General features: G+C 41.8%; 14 protein-coding genes. 10 read left to right on the forward strand and 4 right to left on the reverse strand.

The genetic code is table 11. The annotated features are described in order from the left end of the window. Positions 1 to 366: 366 nt before the first annotated feature. The 3 genes from BN6556_RS10080 (at position 367) to BN6556_RS21580 (ending at position 4,230) form a co-directional block, all read left to right on the forward strand. Positions 367 to 1,680 carry an NCS2 family permease gene (locus tag BN6556_RS10080; protein WP_066190561.1) on the forward strand — a complete coding sequence of 438 codons (1,314 nt, stop codon included), beginning with the start codon at positions 367 to 369 and terminating at the stop codon, positions 1,678 to 1,680. A gap of 21 nt (positions 1,681 to 1,701) precedes the next feature. Then, entirely contained in the window at positions 1,702 to 3,468 is a 1,767-nt protein-coding gene (gene ade, locus BN6556_RS10085) for an adenine deaminase (RefSeq protein ID WP_066190565.1), read from the forward strand. Positions 3,469 to 3,561: 93 nt separating this feature from the next. Then, entirely contained in the window at positions 3,562 to 4,230 is a 669-nt protein-coding gene (locus tag BN6556_RS21580) for a hypothetical protein (protein ID WP_161485686.1), read from the forward strand. Here BN6556_RS21580 and BN6556_RS10095 read toward each other — a convergent pair. Further along, positions 4,174 to 5,082, reverse strand: coding sequence for a nuclease-related domain-containing protein (locus BN6556_RS10095; RefSeq protein ID WP_066190570.1), 909 nt, complete (start codon positions 5,080 to 5,082; stop codon positions 4,174 to 4,176). The genes BN6556_RS21580 and BN6556_RS10095 overlap by 57 nt on opposite strands. Positions 5,083 to 5,302: 220 nt before the next feature. On the opposite strand from BN6556_RS10095, the gene murJ reads away from it, so the two are divergent. The 7 genes from murJ (at position 5,303) to BN6556_RS10130 (ending at position 12,251) form a co-directional block, all read left to right on the forward strand. Beyond that, positions 5,303 to 6,808, forward strand: a complete 1,506-nt coding sequence (murJ, locus tag BN6556_RS10100; protein ID WP_066190572.1) for a murein biosynthesis integral membrane protein MurJ — start codon at positions 5,303 to 5,305, stop codon at positions 6,806 to 6,808. 12 nt (positions 6,809 to 6,820) lie between these two features. Beyond that, positions 6,821 to 8,059, forward strand: coding sequence for an O-antigen ligase family protein (locus BN6556_RS10105; protein WP_066190576.1), 1,239 nt, complete (start codon positions 6,821 to 6,823; stop codon positions 8,057 to 8,059). After that, positions 8,056 to 9,138, forward strand: coding sequence for a glycosyltransferase (locus BN6556_RS10110; protein ID WP_078060025.1), 1,083 nt, complete (start codon positions 8,056 to 8,058; stop codon positions 9,136 to 9,138). Before BN6556_RS10105 ends, BN6556_RS10110 begins: the two co-directional genes overlap by 4 nt. 11 nt (positions 9,139 to 9,149) lie before the next feature. Continuing rightward, positions 9,150 to 9,620 (forward strand): PssD/Cps14F family polysaccharide biosynthesis glycosyltransferase, encoded by a 471-nt coding sequence (gene pssD, locus BN6556_RS10115; RefSeq protein ID WP_066190578.1) that lies wholly within the window; start codon positions 9,150 to 9,152, stop codon positions 9,618 to 9,620. Next, complete coding sequence (pssE, locus tag BN6556_RS10120) at positions 9,617 to 10,096, forward strand: PssE/Cps14G family polysaccharide biosynthesis glycosyltransferase (protein ID WP_066190581.1); 480 nt, start codon at positions 9,617 to 9,619, stop codon at positions 10,094 to 10,096. Before pssD ends, pssE begins: the two co-directional genes overlap by 4 nt. Before the next feature lie 11 nt (positions 10,097 to 10,107). Beyond that, positions 10,108 to 11,076, forward strand: a complete 969-nt coding sequence (locus tag BN6556_RS10125; protein WP_066190583.1) for a GNAT family N-acetyltransferase — start codon at positions 10,108 to 10,110, stop codon at positions 11,074 to 11,076. A 122-nt stretch (positions 11,077 to 11,198) separates the two neighbouring features. Next, on the forward strand, positions 11,199 to 12,251 hold the full coding sequence (locus BN6556_RS10130) for a glycosyltransferase family 4 protein (RefSeq protein ID WP_066190588.1): 1,053 nt from the start codon (positions 11,199 to 11,201) through the stop codon (positions 12,249 to 12,251). Positions 12,252 to 12,263: 12 nt separating this feature from the next. Here the strand turns inward: BN6556_RS10130 and BN6556_RS10135 are convergent, their stop codons facing one another. From BN6556_RS10135 to BN6556_RS10145, 3 genes are all read right to left on the reverse strand, one after another. After that, entirely contained in the window at positions 12,264 to 13,319 is a 1,056-nt protein-coding gene (locus BN6556_RS10135; protein ID WP_235817484.1) for a CDP-glycerol glycerophosphotransferase family protein, read from the reverse strand. Between the two features lie 91 nt (positions 13,320 to 13,410). After that, positions 13,411 to 13,809: a glycerol-3-phosphate cytidylyltransferase gene (gene tagD / locus BN6556_RS10140; protein WP_066190592.1), complete on the reverse strand. Its 399-nt coding sequence runs from the start codon at positions 13,807 to 13,809 to the stop codon at positions 13,411 to 13,413. Between the two features lie 408 nt (positions 13,810 to 14,217). After that, the gene (locus BN6556_RS10145; RefSeq protein WP_066190594.1) at positions 14,218 to 17,295 is read right to left on the reverse strand and encodes an SH3 domain-containing protein; all 3,078 of its coding nucleotides are present in this window, start codon (positions 17,293 to 17,295) and stop codon (positions 14,218 to 14,220) included. Between the last annotated feature and the right edge of the window lie 240 nt (positions 17,296 to 17,535).

A 17,535-nucleotide genomic window follows, 5' to 3' on the forward strand; every position in this document is an offset into this window, starting at 1 on the left:
CATGGATGTCTATATGTTCAGGACTAATTGAATGAATAGCTTTTCCTAATGGTTTTTGGAAAATGTCAAACAGCGATCATTAGCCCTTTTTTTTCACAATAAATGATAGAATTCTTGGTATGATAAGAAAAGGAATGATTTTAACCTGGAATGAACCGGGCTGACATTAGAGTAGTTTGATCAGCACAGAAAAAAATGGAGCAGTTTTGCATCATCCCCCATATCGCCCTTGTGTCGGTATGTGTCGATTTGCAACTTGACAATTAGGACGGAAATTGATAAGTTTACTATTATCAAATTCGAACAAAAAACAATTAAAATAGAAAAATGTTCGTATTTTTCATTAAAAAAAGAGGAGCTGTGAAAATGAAGGGAAAATGGACGGAAAGATTATTTCGATTGAAGTCCAATCATACCAATGTGCAAACAGAGCTCATCGCCGGTTTAACGATTTTTATGACGATGTTGTATGTCTTAATTGTAGTGCCAGGCATGCTGGAGGAAGCGGGTATGCCAAAAGGACCGGTAACTGTCGCTGTGATTCTCATGACCGCGGTTGTTACGATTGTGATGGGGCTGTATAGTAATCGTCCCTTCGCTCTAGCGCCCGGGCTTGGTTCTGTTGGTTTTTTGGCGATCACATTGGTCGTCTCAGAAGGTATCCCATGGCAAGTAGGTATGGGGATGGTCTTTATTTCAGGGGTCTTGTTTATTTTATTTACGGTGCTTGGCCTGCGTCAGCTGATTGTCAAGCTAATGCCTCCAGCGATCAAGCTTTCCATTGGCGCCGGTGTCGGGTTGTTTATTGCCCTGATCGGGTTTCGAAATGCGGGATTGGTGGTAGCCAGTGAGGAATCCAATTCACTGCAAATGGGTGATATTGGTTCACCTAACGCCATGCTGGCCTTGATTGGCTTTTTCATAATGAGTATATTATTGGCAAGAAATGTGCGAGGGCATTTATTAATTGGCATTATTATTGTTACGATCATTGGTATACCAATGGGAATCACGACTCTCCCGGATAAAATATTTTCGATGCCACAAAGCATTGCACCAGTTGCTTTTGAGTTAGATATTATCGAAGCTCTAAAAATCACGTATTTTCCTTTCTTACTAGCCTTTTTCATCCCGGATTTCTTTTCCAGTTTGGGAACGATGTTGGGTGTGGCAGGTAAAGGGAATATGCTGGATAAAGACGGAAACCTGCCGAAAATCGATAAGCCGTTTTCCGTCGATGCAGGTGGAACAATACTTGGTTCCTTTTTTTCTGTGCCGGTCATGACGACCTATGTAGAGTCTGCGGCAGGTGTAGAGGCTGGTGGGCGAACAGGGTTAACAGCAGTATCTGCAGGTATTCTATTTTTACTAACTTTGTTTATTACACCGTTAATTTTTATTATCCCTACCGAGGCTACAGCGCCAGCGTTGATATTAGTAGGGTTAACCATGCTCTCTGCCGTTCGGAATATCAATTTTAATGACGTGACGGAATCCCTGCCAGCGTTTATGACGATCGTGATCACTATTTTTACCTTTAACTTTGGGAATGGGATCGCGGCAGGTATCATTATTTATGTCGTCGTTAAATTATTTTCCGGTAGATATAAGGAACTGCACTGGGGTTTATATGTATTATTGATTCCATTAATTATTTATTTTGTGTCATTAGCTCATTAATGAAAAGGGGGAAGCGAAACGATGTATTCACGAAAGCATATGGTAGCCGCTGCACGTGGCGACGAGCCGATGGATTGGCTGATCCGCGGTGTTAATCTGGTCAATGTCTTTACTGCAGAGGTATACAAGGCTGATATTGGGGTGAAAGACGATCGCTTTGCGGCGGTTGCGCCCTATCAAGAGGGCCTGCCTTCCTTTGCAATGTCAGGAAAGCAAGAGATCAACGGGGAAGGGAAATATGCCGTGCCAGGTCTGATCGACTGCCATGTTCATATTGAGAGCACGATGATTCCCCCGGATATGTTTGCGAGGGCGGTGCTTCGTCATGGTACAACGGTCGCAGTGATCGATCCCCATGAAATCGGCAATGTCATGGGGACAGAGGGGGTCGAATATATGGTTCATGCCAGCAAGAATCTGCCAGTTGAGATTCTGACTACGATCCCATCTTGTGTACCGGCTGTACCAGGTATGGAAACAGCGGGAGCGGAATTCTATCCAGAAGATATCGAGAAAATGTTAAAACTTCCGAATGTAGTAGGGATTGCAGAAGTCATGGATTATGTCGGAGTAATTAATCAAAACCCGCGAATGGCAGGCATTGTGGAGAAAGGGCTGCAAGCTGGAGTCAGGAATGAAGGGCACTTACCGCGAGTATATGGCTCGGATTTGGCTGCCTATTTAACAGCAGGCGTGGATACCGATCATGAATGCCGGAGCACCGATGAGATTTTAGAAAAATTACGCGCCGGCATGCTGGTCTATATTCGCGAATCCAGTATCAGTCAATTTGCGGATATTGCAGCCGAGGCCTGGCAAGAGGTGCCGCATGCCACGAATATTGCGATGTGTACCGATGATGTAGAACCAAGTGATATGCTGAAAAATGGTCAGATGAATCGCGTCGTCCGTCGTTGTATTGAAGAGGGGATACCAGCACCTTTGGCGATTCGTTATGCCTCGCTTAATGGAGCAATACGCTTTGGATTGCGTGATCGCGGTGCCATTGCAGCCGGATTCCGTGCTGACTTTTCATTAGTCGATTCATTAGAAACGATGGAAGTGCAGGATGTGTTTGTTGCGGGTAAACAACAAGTCAAAAGTGGCATCCTGCAAGCAGACATCACCAGCAACGTACCACCATTATTGAGAAATACAGTAGATATTCCAGCGTTAACGGAGACGGATATGGTTATTCAGGCGCCTGTTCCAACTGGGCAAGTGAAACTGCAAACAATGGAGTTCCTCAAAAATGGCACAACCGCAAAAGGGGTATTAACAGTCGAGGTCGAGGATGGGCAGATTGCCTCTCTGCCGGATGATTACGCCTTTACTTCGGTTATCGGTAGGCATGGCCAAGGCAGACAACCTTTTGTTGGTGTATTGAAGAATTCAGGGCTTCACCAAGGGGCATACGCAACCACGGTGGCCCATGATAGCCACAACTTGGTAGTTACTGGAACCAATGCGACAGATATGTTGCTCGCTGTGGAACAAATCAAGCAAGCAGGCGGCGGCCTCTGCTTAGTGGAGAACGGAGAGGTTCGCGAGCTATTGGAATTACCACTAGCCGGGCTGATGTCCCCCGAACCAATAGAATCGATGGCAAAAAAAGTGGAGCAATTCAGCACAACCGCCAGATCCATGGGAGTGCAAGTAGGTAGGCGTTCACCAGCCATGGCCTTTTCCTCCTTAACCTTAACCGTCATCCCAGAAATACGCATTTCAGATCTCGGCCTAGTGGACGTAGCCACCCAAGCGTTTCTGCCGTTATTTATCGAAGCTTAAAAAAGATTCATCCGTGCAGCTTGTTACAGCGTCGCGGATGAATCTTTTTACAAGCTTAGGCTCTTACGGAAAAAAACGCCGAATCGCAAAATTTTGTCCGTAAGAACGAATCTAACAGACAAAAAATCGCTCACAGGCGAAATTTTGTCCGTAAGAATGAATCTAACAGACAGAAAATCGCTCACAGGCGAAATTTTGTCCGTAAGAATGAATCTAACAGACAGAAAATCGCTCACAGGTAAAATTTTGTCCGTAAGAACGAATCTAACAGACAAAAAATCGCTCACAGGCGAAATTCTGTCCGTAAGAATGAATCTAACAGACAGAAAATCGCTCACAGGCGAAATTCTGTCCGTAAGAATGAATCTAACAGACAGAAAATCGCTCACAGGCGAAATTCTGTCCGTAAGAATGAATCTAACAGACAGAAAATCGCTCACAGGCGAAATTCTGTCCGTAAGAATGAATCTAACAGACAGAAAATCGCTCACAGGCGAAATTCTGTCCGTAAGAATGAATCTAACAGACAAAAAATCGCTCACAGGTAAAATTTTGTCCGTAAGAATGAATCTAACAGACAAAAAATCGCTCACAGGCGAAATTCCGTCCGTAAGAACCCTCCAACAGCCGAAACTCATCCCCCAAAAACATCATTTAACAAAACCTATCTACAAAACCCACCATTTTACCTCCAAGCTATTACCATTAATCTATATAGTAGGTCCACTTATGCTTCCCAACTGGTGTGAAGTGTTTTTCTAATAATCTCTTTATACTTTTCATCGAATAAATACCCTCGCTCCACCCATAAACCAACTGCGACGTCAACTTCTCCCCAGGAAACAACAAGCGCAATTCCCCGATATGACGCAGCAAGCCTTCCTCCATGCTTTCCACCGCACCGCAGCGGGAGCAGGTCAACTTCCTACCGGTTGAAACGACCGTCAATCGCGCGCAAGATCTACAGCGAATCCCCTTCCGCAACCTATCATAGGAATAGGCGGGTAACGATGGATGTGGATAAGCGCCCAAATCCGCGTCTATCAGTTGTTGAGCGATACGTTGTTCCTTCATTTCTGCTGGTGCTTGTTGATTAATCGAACGGATAAATCGCAATAATTGCGTGGAAAATACGAAATGCTTGCTAACAGGGGCTTGATAGAGAAAAAATTGATCATGGGTAAACAGTATGCGAGCTTCAAGCGAAGTAGTTACGTGGTGGGCATGCAGCCATCTGCGTAATAAGGATTCGCTGCGTTGTAATTGCAGCATCGGATTGCTGATTTCATGATCAGGGATTTTATACCATATCTTGTTATCATACTTGTAATCCCCGGTATAATGCTTCACTTCGAGCAAATAAATGGTTGCACCCGTAAAAATAAGGGCGTCGATTTGGAAGGTGGTTGTGCCAATCTGGAGGCGAAGGTCATGCACGATCAAAAAGGATTCCATAACGCTTTCTGACAATAACGTTGCTAATCGTGATTCTCCGAGGTAGCCTTGCTGGAGGTTTTGGAAGGCCAGCTTTTCTTCAGAGGAAAACGGCTGTCGTTCATGCAGTGCTTGGTACACACTTAATTCATCTGGTTTCTGTAATGTTTTCATTATCATTCATATATCCAACTCCTTTCCATCCCATCATATAACAACCGCACCACAATCGCAATCCTAAACCTGAGTATAGCCCCAACCCCATCTGGAGAACCTATTACAAACACGTAAACGAATATGAAGCCCGTGTAAAGATTATGTAAATAATTCCAAAACCTATAGAAGTAGAAAAAAAGCTTTGTTATAGTGAAAAAAATGAGAGATATAGAGAGGTTATCATGTGAGAAAAAAAATCGGCATCTCCGCGATGATTATGTTCATCAGCACCATATTATTGAAAATATCTGGCTTAGCTCGCGATATCTTGATTGCCAACTATTTTGGTGATAGTTATCTAGCCGAGGCCTACCTAGCCGCCTTTATTATTCCCAATATGATGATTCTATTCATGCAAAACGGGATGAAAGAGGTATTTGTACCCCAGTATTTTCAATATAAAAAAAAGCAAGCGGAAGTCGCCTTTTTGAGCCATATCTTCCAATCAAGCTTTGTCATCGGCATACTGTTAGCCATTCTTGGGATGATCCTGGCACCCTTTTTAATAGATTTGCTTTATCCCGCTTTTAACGAAGAAACAGCGACAGTTGCCACTCGAATAATGCGGATTCTGATGATCGCCGTATGTATCGTCTGTATCAATGCCGTCCTGGAAAGCTATCTGGACGCGACCTATCGTTACCATCTCTCGGCTCTCTCCCAGATGTTTGTCTGGGTTACCATGATAGGTTTTACGATACTCTTTGTCACACAATTAGGCGTCTATGTCCTGGCATGGGGCTATTTACTAGGAAGCCTCATTTCCTTTCTGTTTAAAAAGTTGTTCATCAGACGGCTCCAGCTGACGAAACATAAGCTCCATATTCGCTTAGCCAGCCGTTATTACCTGGAGTTACTTCCAGTGGGTATCACCATCATGATTGGGCAGTTGAATCTGATGGTAGACAACGTCTATGCCAGTTACTTTCGAGAAGGGGTGATCACCTATGTTAATTACGCCAAGAATCTTGTGCATCTGCCACAGACGGTTATTGCGGCGGTGGTCGGAGCGGTCCTTTTCGCTCATATCTCAGAAAACTATGCCAAACAGAACCTAACCGCCTTCCAACAATCTTTGTCACGGGCGAGCCAGGTTACCTTTTTCTTAACATTACCGGCAGTAGCAGGCCTAACACTAATCCTGCCCGCCGTTATCGAGATGTTGTTTGAACGAGGAGCATTCAGCGCAAACGCCACACTGGAAACGGCGAGGGTAGGTTATTTCTATGCCGGATCCGCCTTTTTCTTCAGCATCAACGTCGTTTGGAACAAGGCGCTTTACACCATGGGAAAAGGCACGGCGATATTCAAGATCGGCCTGATTTCCATCGGGCTTAACATACTCTTAAATCAGCTGCTGACAGGTTGGATCAGCTATTACGGCATTCCACTTGCCTCGTCCTTAGTAGGTGCTTATTACTCGATTAGCACCTATCTGGTTTACCTGAAAATCAATCAGGCAAAAACGCCGACAAAGGCAGAAAGACAGTATTCTGAATTTATCAAAATCGTCTTAGCTGCCATTGCCATGGCTTCCGTTATCTTATGGATGCAGCAAGCCATCGAGCCATTACACACCATCGTGCAGGTCGTCTTATTGGTAGCAGCAGGGATCATCATTTATTTTGGCTGCTGTCAGTTATTCCGCGTCAAAGCCTTGACCTTTTTAATAAGACGATTACGAGATTAACGGAGGATTTATATGAATACGTACCAGAAAAAAATAGAGCAGCTTTTTATTTATTATATTCTACTGCAACCAATACTAGATCTGATCGCCTACACCGGCATACCGCTGTCAGAACCAGTTAGAGGCTTGGCCCTTCTGCTTGGCGGCTGTTATATCTTGATGGCTAGTAAGCATCGAATCTATTTTCTAACCATCGCCGCCTTCTTGTTCGGTAATCTGGTGATGAATTATTTTCTGAAACCAAGCTTCGATCTCGTCACAGAAGTGAATTTTCTGATCAAAACCGCATACTTTTTCGTCATGCTAGGCGTATATGGCGAGATATTAAGCCAATCGAAATGGCGAAAAAAAGTGAGCAGCTTCTTCGTCATCAATCTCGGAATCATTGCCATCGTGATGATCCTGGCCGAACTTACCTCCAGCGGACAACGAAGCTACGGTATGCTGGCCAAAGAAGGGCACACCGGCTGGTTTTTCTCTGGGAATGAACTAAGCGCCATTACCGCCATGGGAATCGTCTTTTTATTCCTTGGTTTTATCCAACAAACCAAATGGCAGCTCCAGCTCTTTTACCTAGTCTTGATTGCCGCCACTGGCTGGGCAATGATGACGATTGGAACGAAAGTCAGCTTTGGTGCGCTCATCCTTGCCTGTGTAGCGATGATCACCTGGTTGTTCATTGAATCCTTCAAGAAGAAGAGTTATCAGAAAAAAATCACGCCATTGCTGTTATTGCTGGTAGGTATGGTACTATTCACGCCGCTGTCAGCTATTGGTCATAACCTGAATATCAGTTATCCAACGTTAGAAAGCAAAAGGAATCCGTCCATCGGTCAAGAGGAGGAACCACCCGATCGTGTCCCGGTCCAGGCGCTCAACGGAAGAGAAGCCTTCTTCCAGGAAAGCCTGCAGCAATACCAAGAAGCACCCCTGTTGCAACAGCTATTTGGTCTTGGTTACGCCGGCAATTATCAGGACGAACCGAAGTTGATTGAGATGGACTTTATCGACTGGTTTATTGCCTATGGAATCATTGGTTTTCTCATCCTGCTGATCCCAATCATCTATAGCTTCTACCGGATCCTAAGCATAGATATTTTGCGCAAGGTACAGCCGTTTATGCTGTTTATCGCCATCGGACTGGGATTAGGAAGTGCCGCATTAGCTGGCCATGTGCTTTCCTCCCCAGCAGCAAGCATTTATCTCGCCGCATTATTCGGACTTGCGGCAACGAGAGGAGGGAGGCGATGAAAAAACGCATTCTCATTATCAGCACCATGTATCCATCCCAAAAATATCCGTCTTTCGGCATTTTTGTCGAAAATCAGGTGAAAAGAATCCGTCAAAACGGTTATTCCGCTGATTTATTAGTCATAAAAAACCCGAAGATGGGAAAAGCTAACCTTATTATCAAATACGGCGTCTGGTTTTTGAAATGGCTTGACCTCGTCGTCAGAAAGCGACAGCGATACGACGTGATCCATGCCCACTATGCGTTTCCCAGCGGCTTATTAGGACTCTGGCTCAAACGCATGATCAAGGTACCACTGATTATCACCGTGCATGGCGGCGATCTCGATAAGATGGCCAACATTAACCAGCGCATCAAGCGTTATACGACAGACATCCTGCAAGCAGCTGATCACGTCATCGCAGTCGGCAGCCGATTAGAGAAACAGCTCATGCAGGAGTACCAAATCGACGCAGCCAAGATTTCCCTACTCAACATGGGGGTAAATCGCTCGATTTTCTATCCGATGTCCAAAACCGACCTGAGAAAAGGGCAACAGCTTAACGAAGAGGGGCCGATTATCCTATTTGTCGGCAATATTATCGAGAACAAAGGCGTACGTGAACTGTTGCAAGCCTTTGAACAGCTTGAGATGTCGCAAGCAGCTTTATATATCATTGGTGCCATAAAAGAGCCCGCATATTACCAAGTATTACAGCAATATATTGCCGACCATGCGATTGAAAATGTTCACTTCCTGCCGGCAGCCGATCAACAGACGGTGGCCCGCTGGATGAATATCGCCGACGTCCAGGTGGTTCCCTCTTATATCGAAGGCTTCGGTTTGGTTGCATTAGAGGCGATGTCTTGTCACACGCCGGTGGTAGGCTCTCATGTGGGTGGGCTGCAATATTTATTGGCAGATCAAGCCGGTCTCAGCGTCGAACCAAAAGATCCGTCCGCTCTCAAGCAAGCGATCGAGCAGGTGCTCCACGATCCAGAGCTAAGAGAAAACATGATTTTAAATGGAGAGGCAAAGGCAGACAACAATGATCAAGAAAAATTAATCCAATCATTATTTACAATCTATGATCGATAGGAGAATAGCTGATGAAACAAAAGAAATTACTTCTCATTTCGTCTATTGGCGGTCATTTAACCCAGTTACTCCAGTTAGAATCGTTATTTAAAAATTACCAGTACCATATCGTCACCGAGAAGTCTGAAATCACCGAGGAGCTGAAAAAGAAATACCCAGTATCCTTCTTGATGTACGGTGGGAGAAACTATCCGTTCCGGTATATCTTTAAATTTTCATTTAATGTGATCAAATCACTCTACCTTTTTCTAAGATACCGACCCGACGTGATTATCTCAACCGGCGCGCATACCGCCGTACCGATGTGCTATCTGGCCAAATTATTCCGACGTAAGGTCGTCTTTATTGAAAGCTTTTCGAAATCGACGAGCCCGACCTTATCAGGAAGATTGGTCTATCCGATCTCTGATTTGTTTATTGTCCAATGGGAAAGCATGAAAAAGATTTATCCAAAAGCGGTATACGGGGGGTCTATCTATTGATTTTCGTTACCTTAGGCACACATGAATTACCTTTTACAAGATTGTTACAAGAGGTAGAACGATGTAAAAGAACCGTTATACCAGACGAAGAGATCATTGTCCAGGCAGGGCACACCGCGTATCACAGTAATGATATGCACATGCATCGCTTTTTCCAATTTGAAGAGATGGAGGTGTTGTATGAACAGGCCGATCTGTTAATCACCCATGCAGGTACCGGTTCTGTCATATCCGGATTGCGGAAGAACAAGGTCGTTATCGCCGCACCAAGATTAAGTAAATTTGGCGAGCACAATGACGACCACCAGCTCCAGCTCGTTGACGTATTTGAAGCAGCAGGGCATATCCTAGCGCTAAGAGAAGGAGATAGGTTGGAGAATGTCCTTGAGCAAGCTTATCAGTTTCAGCCAACCGTGTTCCATTCCGGAAGAGAGAAGATGTTTGGGTTACTTCATGAATTTATTAATGAGGCATAGGAGATGATTAGATGGGGATAAGACGATATCAAATAGCAGATGAACCCTATATTAATCAATTGTTCTATAAAGTCGTTCCACGTAAAAAAAGAAAACCAAGAGTCATGGGGGAAGAATGGCGTTCCTGTACCTTCGTTTATGAAAAAGACGGGCAGATTATCGGCCATATGTCGCTATCCATCAGACGGACCTATATCCATGGCGAAGAACAGCTAATCGGTGTGATCAGCGACAAAATGATCGATCCCGACGCGAGTCAGACAACGATATACCAGCAACTCAAAGAGCACCTGGCCGAGGAAGCCCAGCAATTTGGCGTTACCTGTATCGTTGATATCTATACAGACCCTAAACAGGCGACAGACTCTGACAAGGAAGTGATCAAACCATTACAGCGATATATGAAGATCAATCGCCCGATGTCGATTTGCAAGCATTTATGTTATCACTCACCCTTGTCCCAAGACGATTATATTAAGGATCTCTGTCAGGTCGTCACCAAAAAGAATCGAAGCTTGCCTAAAGGTTGGCAGCTCGAAGAATGGGAGGACACCAATCCAGAACTTGTTCGCTTTATTGCAATGAAATCACATGGCAAGGCTGTACACACCAATCAAAGAGAACAAGAAGCTCTGTATCTTACGTTAGTTTTAACCTATTATGGGGAAATAAAAGGTTATGTCGTTTTTCAATTGTCGATGAAGGGCAGGCTAACAAAGGCTTGTATCGTGGATTTGCTTGCTATTGACGAGCCGTTCACATGGAAATTGCTATTACAAGCAGTCAAACAAATCATTAAAAAAATGCACATTGTCGAGTTATCCATGCTTCCTGACGCAACGATTGATCACTACCTAAGGGGAATCGGTATGAGGCGGTGGTTTAAACCACTATCCATTTCTGTTCATCCATTACAGGATTCCTACCGTCATATACCGAAGAAGAGATGGTGGCTGATTTGGGCTGACATGTATAAGTAAAAAAAATTACACACTTTTGTTATGTTCATTTGCCTGAAAAAGTGGTATAGTAGCCTAAGTGGGAAAATGGATAAGCGTCTAACCGGCGTGTGTGCATGATTTCATTCCAGGAGGAACCAATTATGATGTTAATTTCCTTTTTTATATGCTTGATTATCGCGTTAATTGCAACACCATATATTAAAAAACTTGCCTTGAAATTAAATGTAACCGATCAACCCAATTACCGAAAAGTTCATGATAAGGTCATGCCCAGATTAGGTGGATTAGCTATTATTATTAGTTTTTTCGCCGGTTTTATTATCTTCAATCCGGACAGCCCTTATTTTTGGCCGATCTTTATTGGCGCATTAGTGATCACGATCACCGGTATTTTGGATGATATGTATGAACTTTCTGCAAAAATTAAATTACTGAACCAATTCATCGCAGCAAGTATTGTCGTATTAGGTGGAGCACAGATTACGGTCGTTAACTTGCCATTTGATTATACTGTGGAGTTTGCTTATTTGAGTATTCCAGTCACGATTCTTTGGATTGTTGGGGTAACCAATGCCATTAATTTAATTGATGGGCTAGATGGTCTGGCAGCAGGTGTGTCATCTATCGCATTAATTACTATTTCTGGTTTGGCGATCACACTCGGCGATACCTTCGCCGCCTTTATTGGCTTTATGTTACTAGGCAGTACACTCGGGTTTTTATTCTACAACTTTTACCCGGCCAAGATATTTATGGGGGATACCGGCGCCTTATTCTTAGGCTACATGATCGGGGTTGTGTCGGTATTAGGCTTCAAGAATGCGACATTATTCACCTTGATTATCCCAATTGTCATCCTAGGGGTGCCATTACTAGATACGGGCCTTGCGATTATTAGAAGAATCCGCAACAAGCAGCCTTGGCATAAACCGGATAAGCTCCATTTACATCACTGCTTAATCAATTTTGGTTTTAGCCACCGGCAAGCGGTAATTATGATTTATATGCTTAGCGCCTTGTTTAGCTTAGCAGCAATCATCTTTACCAAGTCGACCATGTGGGGCAGTATGATCACTTTAATCGCCATGATCCTCTTGATCGAAATAGTCGTGGAGATCACCGGGATTATCGGCAAGAACTACCGCCCGATCTTGAACTTGATTGAAGCGAGTAACCAGAAGGATAAGAAATAAAAAAAGCGCCAATTACGGCGCTTTTTCTATGGAATCAGTTAATCTGTCCGCAGCCATCCCATCGGTATATGGATTCCACTCCTGGCAAAAACGACGAACCTGTTCTAAATCAAAGTCCTGTTCTTGAATCACTTGCAGCAGTTCATCGCTCGTAAACACCACTGGCCCAGGCATCTGCTCGATATATGGCTCCCAAAACCCCCGCTCTCGCTCATAAGCTTCCAAGTCATAAGGAAAGAAAATCATCGGGCGTTCCAGTAAGGCAAATTCAAACGGAATCGAAGAATAATCCGTAATCAGAATATCCGTGACCGTCAGTAAATGATTCACATTAGGATACGCCGAGACATCCAGCACAAAATCTCCGGCCGAAATAGCTGTTTGCTGGGAAACAGCTGGATGAAGCCGTACAAGCAAGACGTATTCCTCGCTAAGCGTTTCCGCCATTCTATCAACATCCAATGCCAGATCCGGCGCGTGCAATTGGTCTTCACGAAAGGTAGGGGCATATAAGATAACCTTCCGGCCATTTATCATCGGATACTGCCGCAGTAACTCCGCCTGTCGCTGGTCGATTTCCTGTTGATCAAAGAAAAAATCCGTCCGCGGAATCCCTGTTTTCAAAAAATGGGACGACTCCAAACCAAAGCTTTCTTGAAAAATTGCCATCATTTTATTGGAACCAACCACAACCTGATCAAACCGATCATAGACACGCTGAAACCTTTTTCGCGCCTTGGAGCTACGCCGTGCAATCGCAGGATCCTGCAACCCAAACTTCTTAATCGCACCATTCGCATGCCATAGCTGTACCACCCGCGCACCTGCTTTAAAATTTGTCACAGACAAAAACCCAAAGTAATTATCGATTATAATGACTTTGGATGTCGCCAAATGATATAACGATTGAATAAATTGCAACGGTCGCTTCGGATGCAATCGAAATAAATGAAAGCCTGTCTCCTCGCGAGGATAATCAATCGGCCGTTCATTTTCAATGATAATCTTGGTGTAACGCTCATCCAGCTTGTCCCAAACCCGATCCGCCGTATCATTAAAGGAGAGCACAAAGCAAACCTTCTCCGCACGCAATGGCCATAACCGGAAGAGGTGAAACAGACACCAGATTCCCACTAAATAGCAGGAAATAAGAAACTCCCTAGCCATCCTTCGCCGTACCTAGATCCTTTTTGATTTGCGTGGTAGAGATCCCAACGGTTCTAGGCAAATAAATCACATCACAATAGTCCTTTAAGAAGTCAAACTTGCCTTCCCAGTCATCCCCCATCACAAATACATCGATATCATGCTTTTGCACGTCGTCAATCTTTTGTTCCCACTCATGCTCTGGAATCACCTCATCCACGTAGCGGATCGCCTCCAAGATCAATTTGCGATGTTCAAAATCATGGTAAGCCTTTTTTCCCTTAATCGCATTAAATTCATCTGAAGAAATAGCGACTGTCAAATGGTCCCCATATTCCTTTGCGCGTTTTAATATATTGATATGACCCCGATGGATCAAGTCGAATGTTCCATAAGTAATTACTTTTTTCATGATAAACCTCCCGGGAGTGTTACTTCAATTGAATCTCTATTATTATAGTTAACATCATTGAGTTACTTTAATCGTATTTTGATGGGTGAAATTAGGATCAACATTCTCCTCTTCACTGTATTAGTTTAAACTAATGAAAGGAACGTAGCTCAACAACCCTCTTTATACTTCTTTTACTTTTATATATGACCTATCTTCAACAATCAATGTTTTGTAAGTAATAGATTATTTTCTCAATTTCAAAGTTGAAAAAATTGAATTCAAAAGTGATAACTAACATTATAAAGGTAATAAATCAATTGTTTAATACTTTACACCATCCTTTTTAAAATGTAAATATATATTGATGAACGCTTATTAATTTATTAAAAAACTGTCAAAAGCACATGACTTTTGACAGTTTTAAATTTAATGATTTAAATAAATATATGCAGCACTTACCCAACCAGTAATACCACCACTCTTAATGCGATACCAACCATTTTCATTAGATCCTATGATACTAACATTAGCACCATTACTTAATGTACCAATCCTACCATTGCTAGTAGAAGGTCCAGATCTTACATTTAAGGCTGAAGCATTAACAGTACCCGTTGATGGATTAGTATTAAAAGTAGGGACATCAAAGGCGACACTGTAATCATTTAATGTTTGATAAATACCATACATTGTTTTTGTTTGTGCAGTTGCCCATTTAACATGTGTTGCATATTGAGGATATCCAGGGTTATCTGGATTCCAGCGCATTTTGTATAACGTATCTTGACCTCTGCTAACATAAGTATGGATAGATTTAGCTCCACCAATAATAGAGGCTTCTGGAGAGAACCAACCATGTTCAAACGCATATTTTGCCCCACCTTCAATAGGGTTGTTATCATATGCTCCATAACCATACATATTATAGACAGTATACTTTGTACGGGATGTTTTTGCTATATTCCCATTAGAGTCTCTTGTTACATTCCCATTTCCGTCAACAGGAATACCAGTAGCTAAACGTGAATCTCCATTTCCAGTCTCATGTATAGCGTGGGAAATTAGATACGCTTCATTCATATTATATTGTTTTGCCGCATTGATAAATGCTTGTCCTTGTCCACTAAGTATTCCTGTAGAACTAGTTAAGATTTTCCTATTTATCTCTGCAGCGTTTAAGCCTGCAGGGTTAGATAAGACAAGAAATTGGAAAAATTCTTGACTGTCCGAACCAAAGTTATTAGGATTTGAGTAAAATTCCACTTCCCCACGAGAGGCATTAATGGTCCCTGCTCCATTAGATTTTGGCTCACCAGCCATTTGCCTATCCACCATATGTTTAAATGAATAGTTATAAGATGAATTTTCCACCGTTCTAATTGGCTCAAAACTAATATCATTTTTATTGATAAAACCAGTGTTTGGCTTGCCATTTAAGTAAACAGTGGCGATATACCAATTAGAAGTAAAAGTTTTAAACTTTAAAGATGAACCAAATGAATAACTTTTTAAAACCTTTGAACCAGTCGATGCTTTGGAGTAAACTTTAGTTGGTTTTTTCTTGCCATATCCTTGTTTGGTTGCTTGGCTACTTGTTGCATTTTCTACATGATTTTTGTGGATGTAGCCAGTCACTTTTTTACCATTAATGTAAACACCAGTTTGATACCAATTATCCGAAAAGGTCTTATAGTATAATAAAGAACCATTTGAATAAGATTTAAGAGCTTTAGAACTAGTAGAAGCTTTTTGATAAACACTAGTAGAACTTTGAGTTGCAATTCCTTTTAAACTCTTTTGATTATCAGTAGCGTTATTTACATGACTTTTATGAATGTAGCCAGTCACTTTTTTACCATTAATGTAAACACCGGTTTGATACCAATCACTCGAAAAGGTTTTGTAGTATAAAATAGATCCTTTTGAATAAGATTTAAGAGCCTTAGAATTAGTGGAAGCTTTTTGATAGACACTAGTAGAACTTTGAGTTGCCACCCCTTTTAAACTCTTTTGATTACCGGTAGCATTATTTACATGGCTTTTATGAATGTAGCCAGTCACCTTTTTACCATTAATGTAAACACCGGTTTGATACCAATCACTCGAAAAGGTCTTGTAGTATAAAATAGATCCTTTTGAATAAGATTTAAGAGCCTTAGAACTAGTAGAAGCTTTTTGATAAACGCTTGTAGAACTTTGAGTTGCCACTCCTGTTAATCTTTTTTGATTGTTTGTAGCATTATCTACATGGTTTTTATGTATATAACCATAATGCCAGTCACCGTTTACCATAACCCGAGCTTCATACCAAGATGAGTTATGTGACCGATAAACTAAAATGCTTCCTTTCGCATAACTTTTTAGTACCTTTGAATTAAGAGACTTGCTAGTGAAAACGTGGGTATTATCTTTCAAAGCAACTCCAGTGTATTTCTTTTGGCTGAAATAGCCTTTGGCGCTAAAAGTGCTGATTGAAAAATTTGAACCTTGCTCATCAGAATCAACTTGGTCACCATCTTTGTCTTCAGAACCTTGCTCATCAGAATCTACTTGGTCACCATCTTTGTCTTCAGAACCTTGCTCATCAGAATCTACTTGGTCACCATCTTTGTCTTCAGAACCTTGCTCATCAGAATCTACTTGGTCACCATCTTTGTCTTCAGAACCTTGCTCATCAGAATCAACTTGGTCACCATCTTTGTCTTCAGAACCTTGCTCATCAGAATCAACTTGGTCACCATCACTGTCTTCAGAACCTTGCTCATCAGAATCAACTTGGTCACCATCGCTGTCTTCAGAACCTTGCTCATCAGAATCAACTTGGTCACCATCTTTGTCTTCAGAACCTTGCTCATCAGAATCAACTTGGTCACCATCTTTGTCTTCAGAACCTTGCTCATCAGAATCAACTTGGTCACCATCTTTGTCTTCAGAACCTTGCTCATCAGAATCAACTTGGTCACCATCACTGTCTTCAGAACCTTGCTCATCAGAATCTACTTGGTCACCTTCATTGTCTTCAGTATTTTGTTCGTCACGTTCTTTTTCTATATCTGTTTCTTGTTTTTCTTTACTTAGTATTTCCTCTAAATCTGTTAATTCTGTTTCAGTGAATACATAGTCTTTGAGAACATATCCTTCAAAGACATTTGGATCTTTTTGCTTTTCTTCAGTTTCTTCTGTAAACCTTACAAGAATAAATTTTTCATTTTCATCAGGTTTATCTAAAGTTGTGTGATCCATTGTATCTTCTAAAATAGTAATCTCCGAATGGTTTGGAATTTCAGCTAATATGAATTTTTCATCTTTATTTTTTTCTTCATATAGATAGATAAATTCTTGTTCCTCATCATCTATATTAAAAGTATAAAGATTCTCTTCAAAATTATTATTTATTTGTTTTTCATCTGAAATTGCCATCGCAGCTAAGTTCATTTGAGGAAAAGCAATAAATAAAACAAGAGCAGAAATGAAAAGACGCTTAAAGATGTTACGGTTTTTCAATTAAGATTACCCCTCCAATTCATGACTTAAGAACTAGTTAATAGTTCACCTCCTGTGAAAATAATAGTAAAAAAATCATACATATTTATTATCGCAAAAAATAATGTAGATGTTAAGCTTTTTTTGTCAGTTTTAATAATTTTATTGAGATTTTTAGATAATGCTAATTTATAAACATGTAAATATCTGTATGACATCTTAATATAAAATGCCAAATCATATGATATGTGTGATTGTAGC

Origin of the sequence: Gracilibacillus timonensis (genome assembly GCF_900086715.1) — a bacterium.
Taxonomy (GTDB): domain Bacteria; phylum Bacillota; class Bacilli; order Bacillales; family Amphibacillaceae; genus Gracilibacillus; species Gracilibacillus timonensis.

Excerpts from the sequence above, each read along its gene's own strand:
- BN6556_RS10130 (WP_066190588.1), top strand. The coding sequence starts at position 11,199 with ATGATGTTAATTTCCTTTTTTATATGCTTGATTATCGCGTTAATTGCA.
- pssD (WP_066190578.1), top strand. The coding sequence starts at position 9,150 with ATGAAACAAAAGAAATTACTTCTCATTTCGTCTATTGGCGGTCATTTA.
- BN6556_RS10125 (WP_066190583.1), top strand. The coding sequence starts at position 10,108 with ATGGGGATAAGACGATATCAAATAGCAGATGAACCCTATATTAATCAA.
- BN6556_RS10105 (WP_066190576.1), top strand. The coding sequence starts at position 6,821 with ATGAATACGTACCAGAAAAAAATAGAGCAGCTTTTTATTTATTATATT.
- BN6556_RS10080 (WP_066190561.1), top strand. The coding sequence starts at position 367 with ATGAAGGGAAAATGGACGGAAAGATTATTTCGATTGAAGTCCAATCAT.
- BN6556_RS10095 (WP_066190570.1), bottom strand. The coding sequence starts at position 5,082 with ATGATAATGAAAACATTACAGAAACCAGATGAATTAAGTGTGTACCAA.
- ade (WP_066190565.1), top strand. The coding sequence starts at position 1,702 with ATGTATTCACGAAAGCATATGGTAGCCGCTGCACGTGGCGACGAGCCG.
- tagD (WP_066190592.1), bottom strand. The coding sequence starts at position 13,809 with ATGAAAAAAGTAATTACTTATGGAACATTCGACTTGATCCATCGGGGT.
- BN6556_RS10110 (WP_078060025.1), top strand. The coding sequence starts at position 8,056 with ATGAAAAAACGCATTCTCATTATCAGCACCATGTATCCATCCCAAAAA.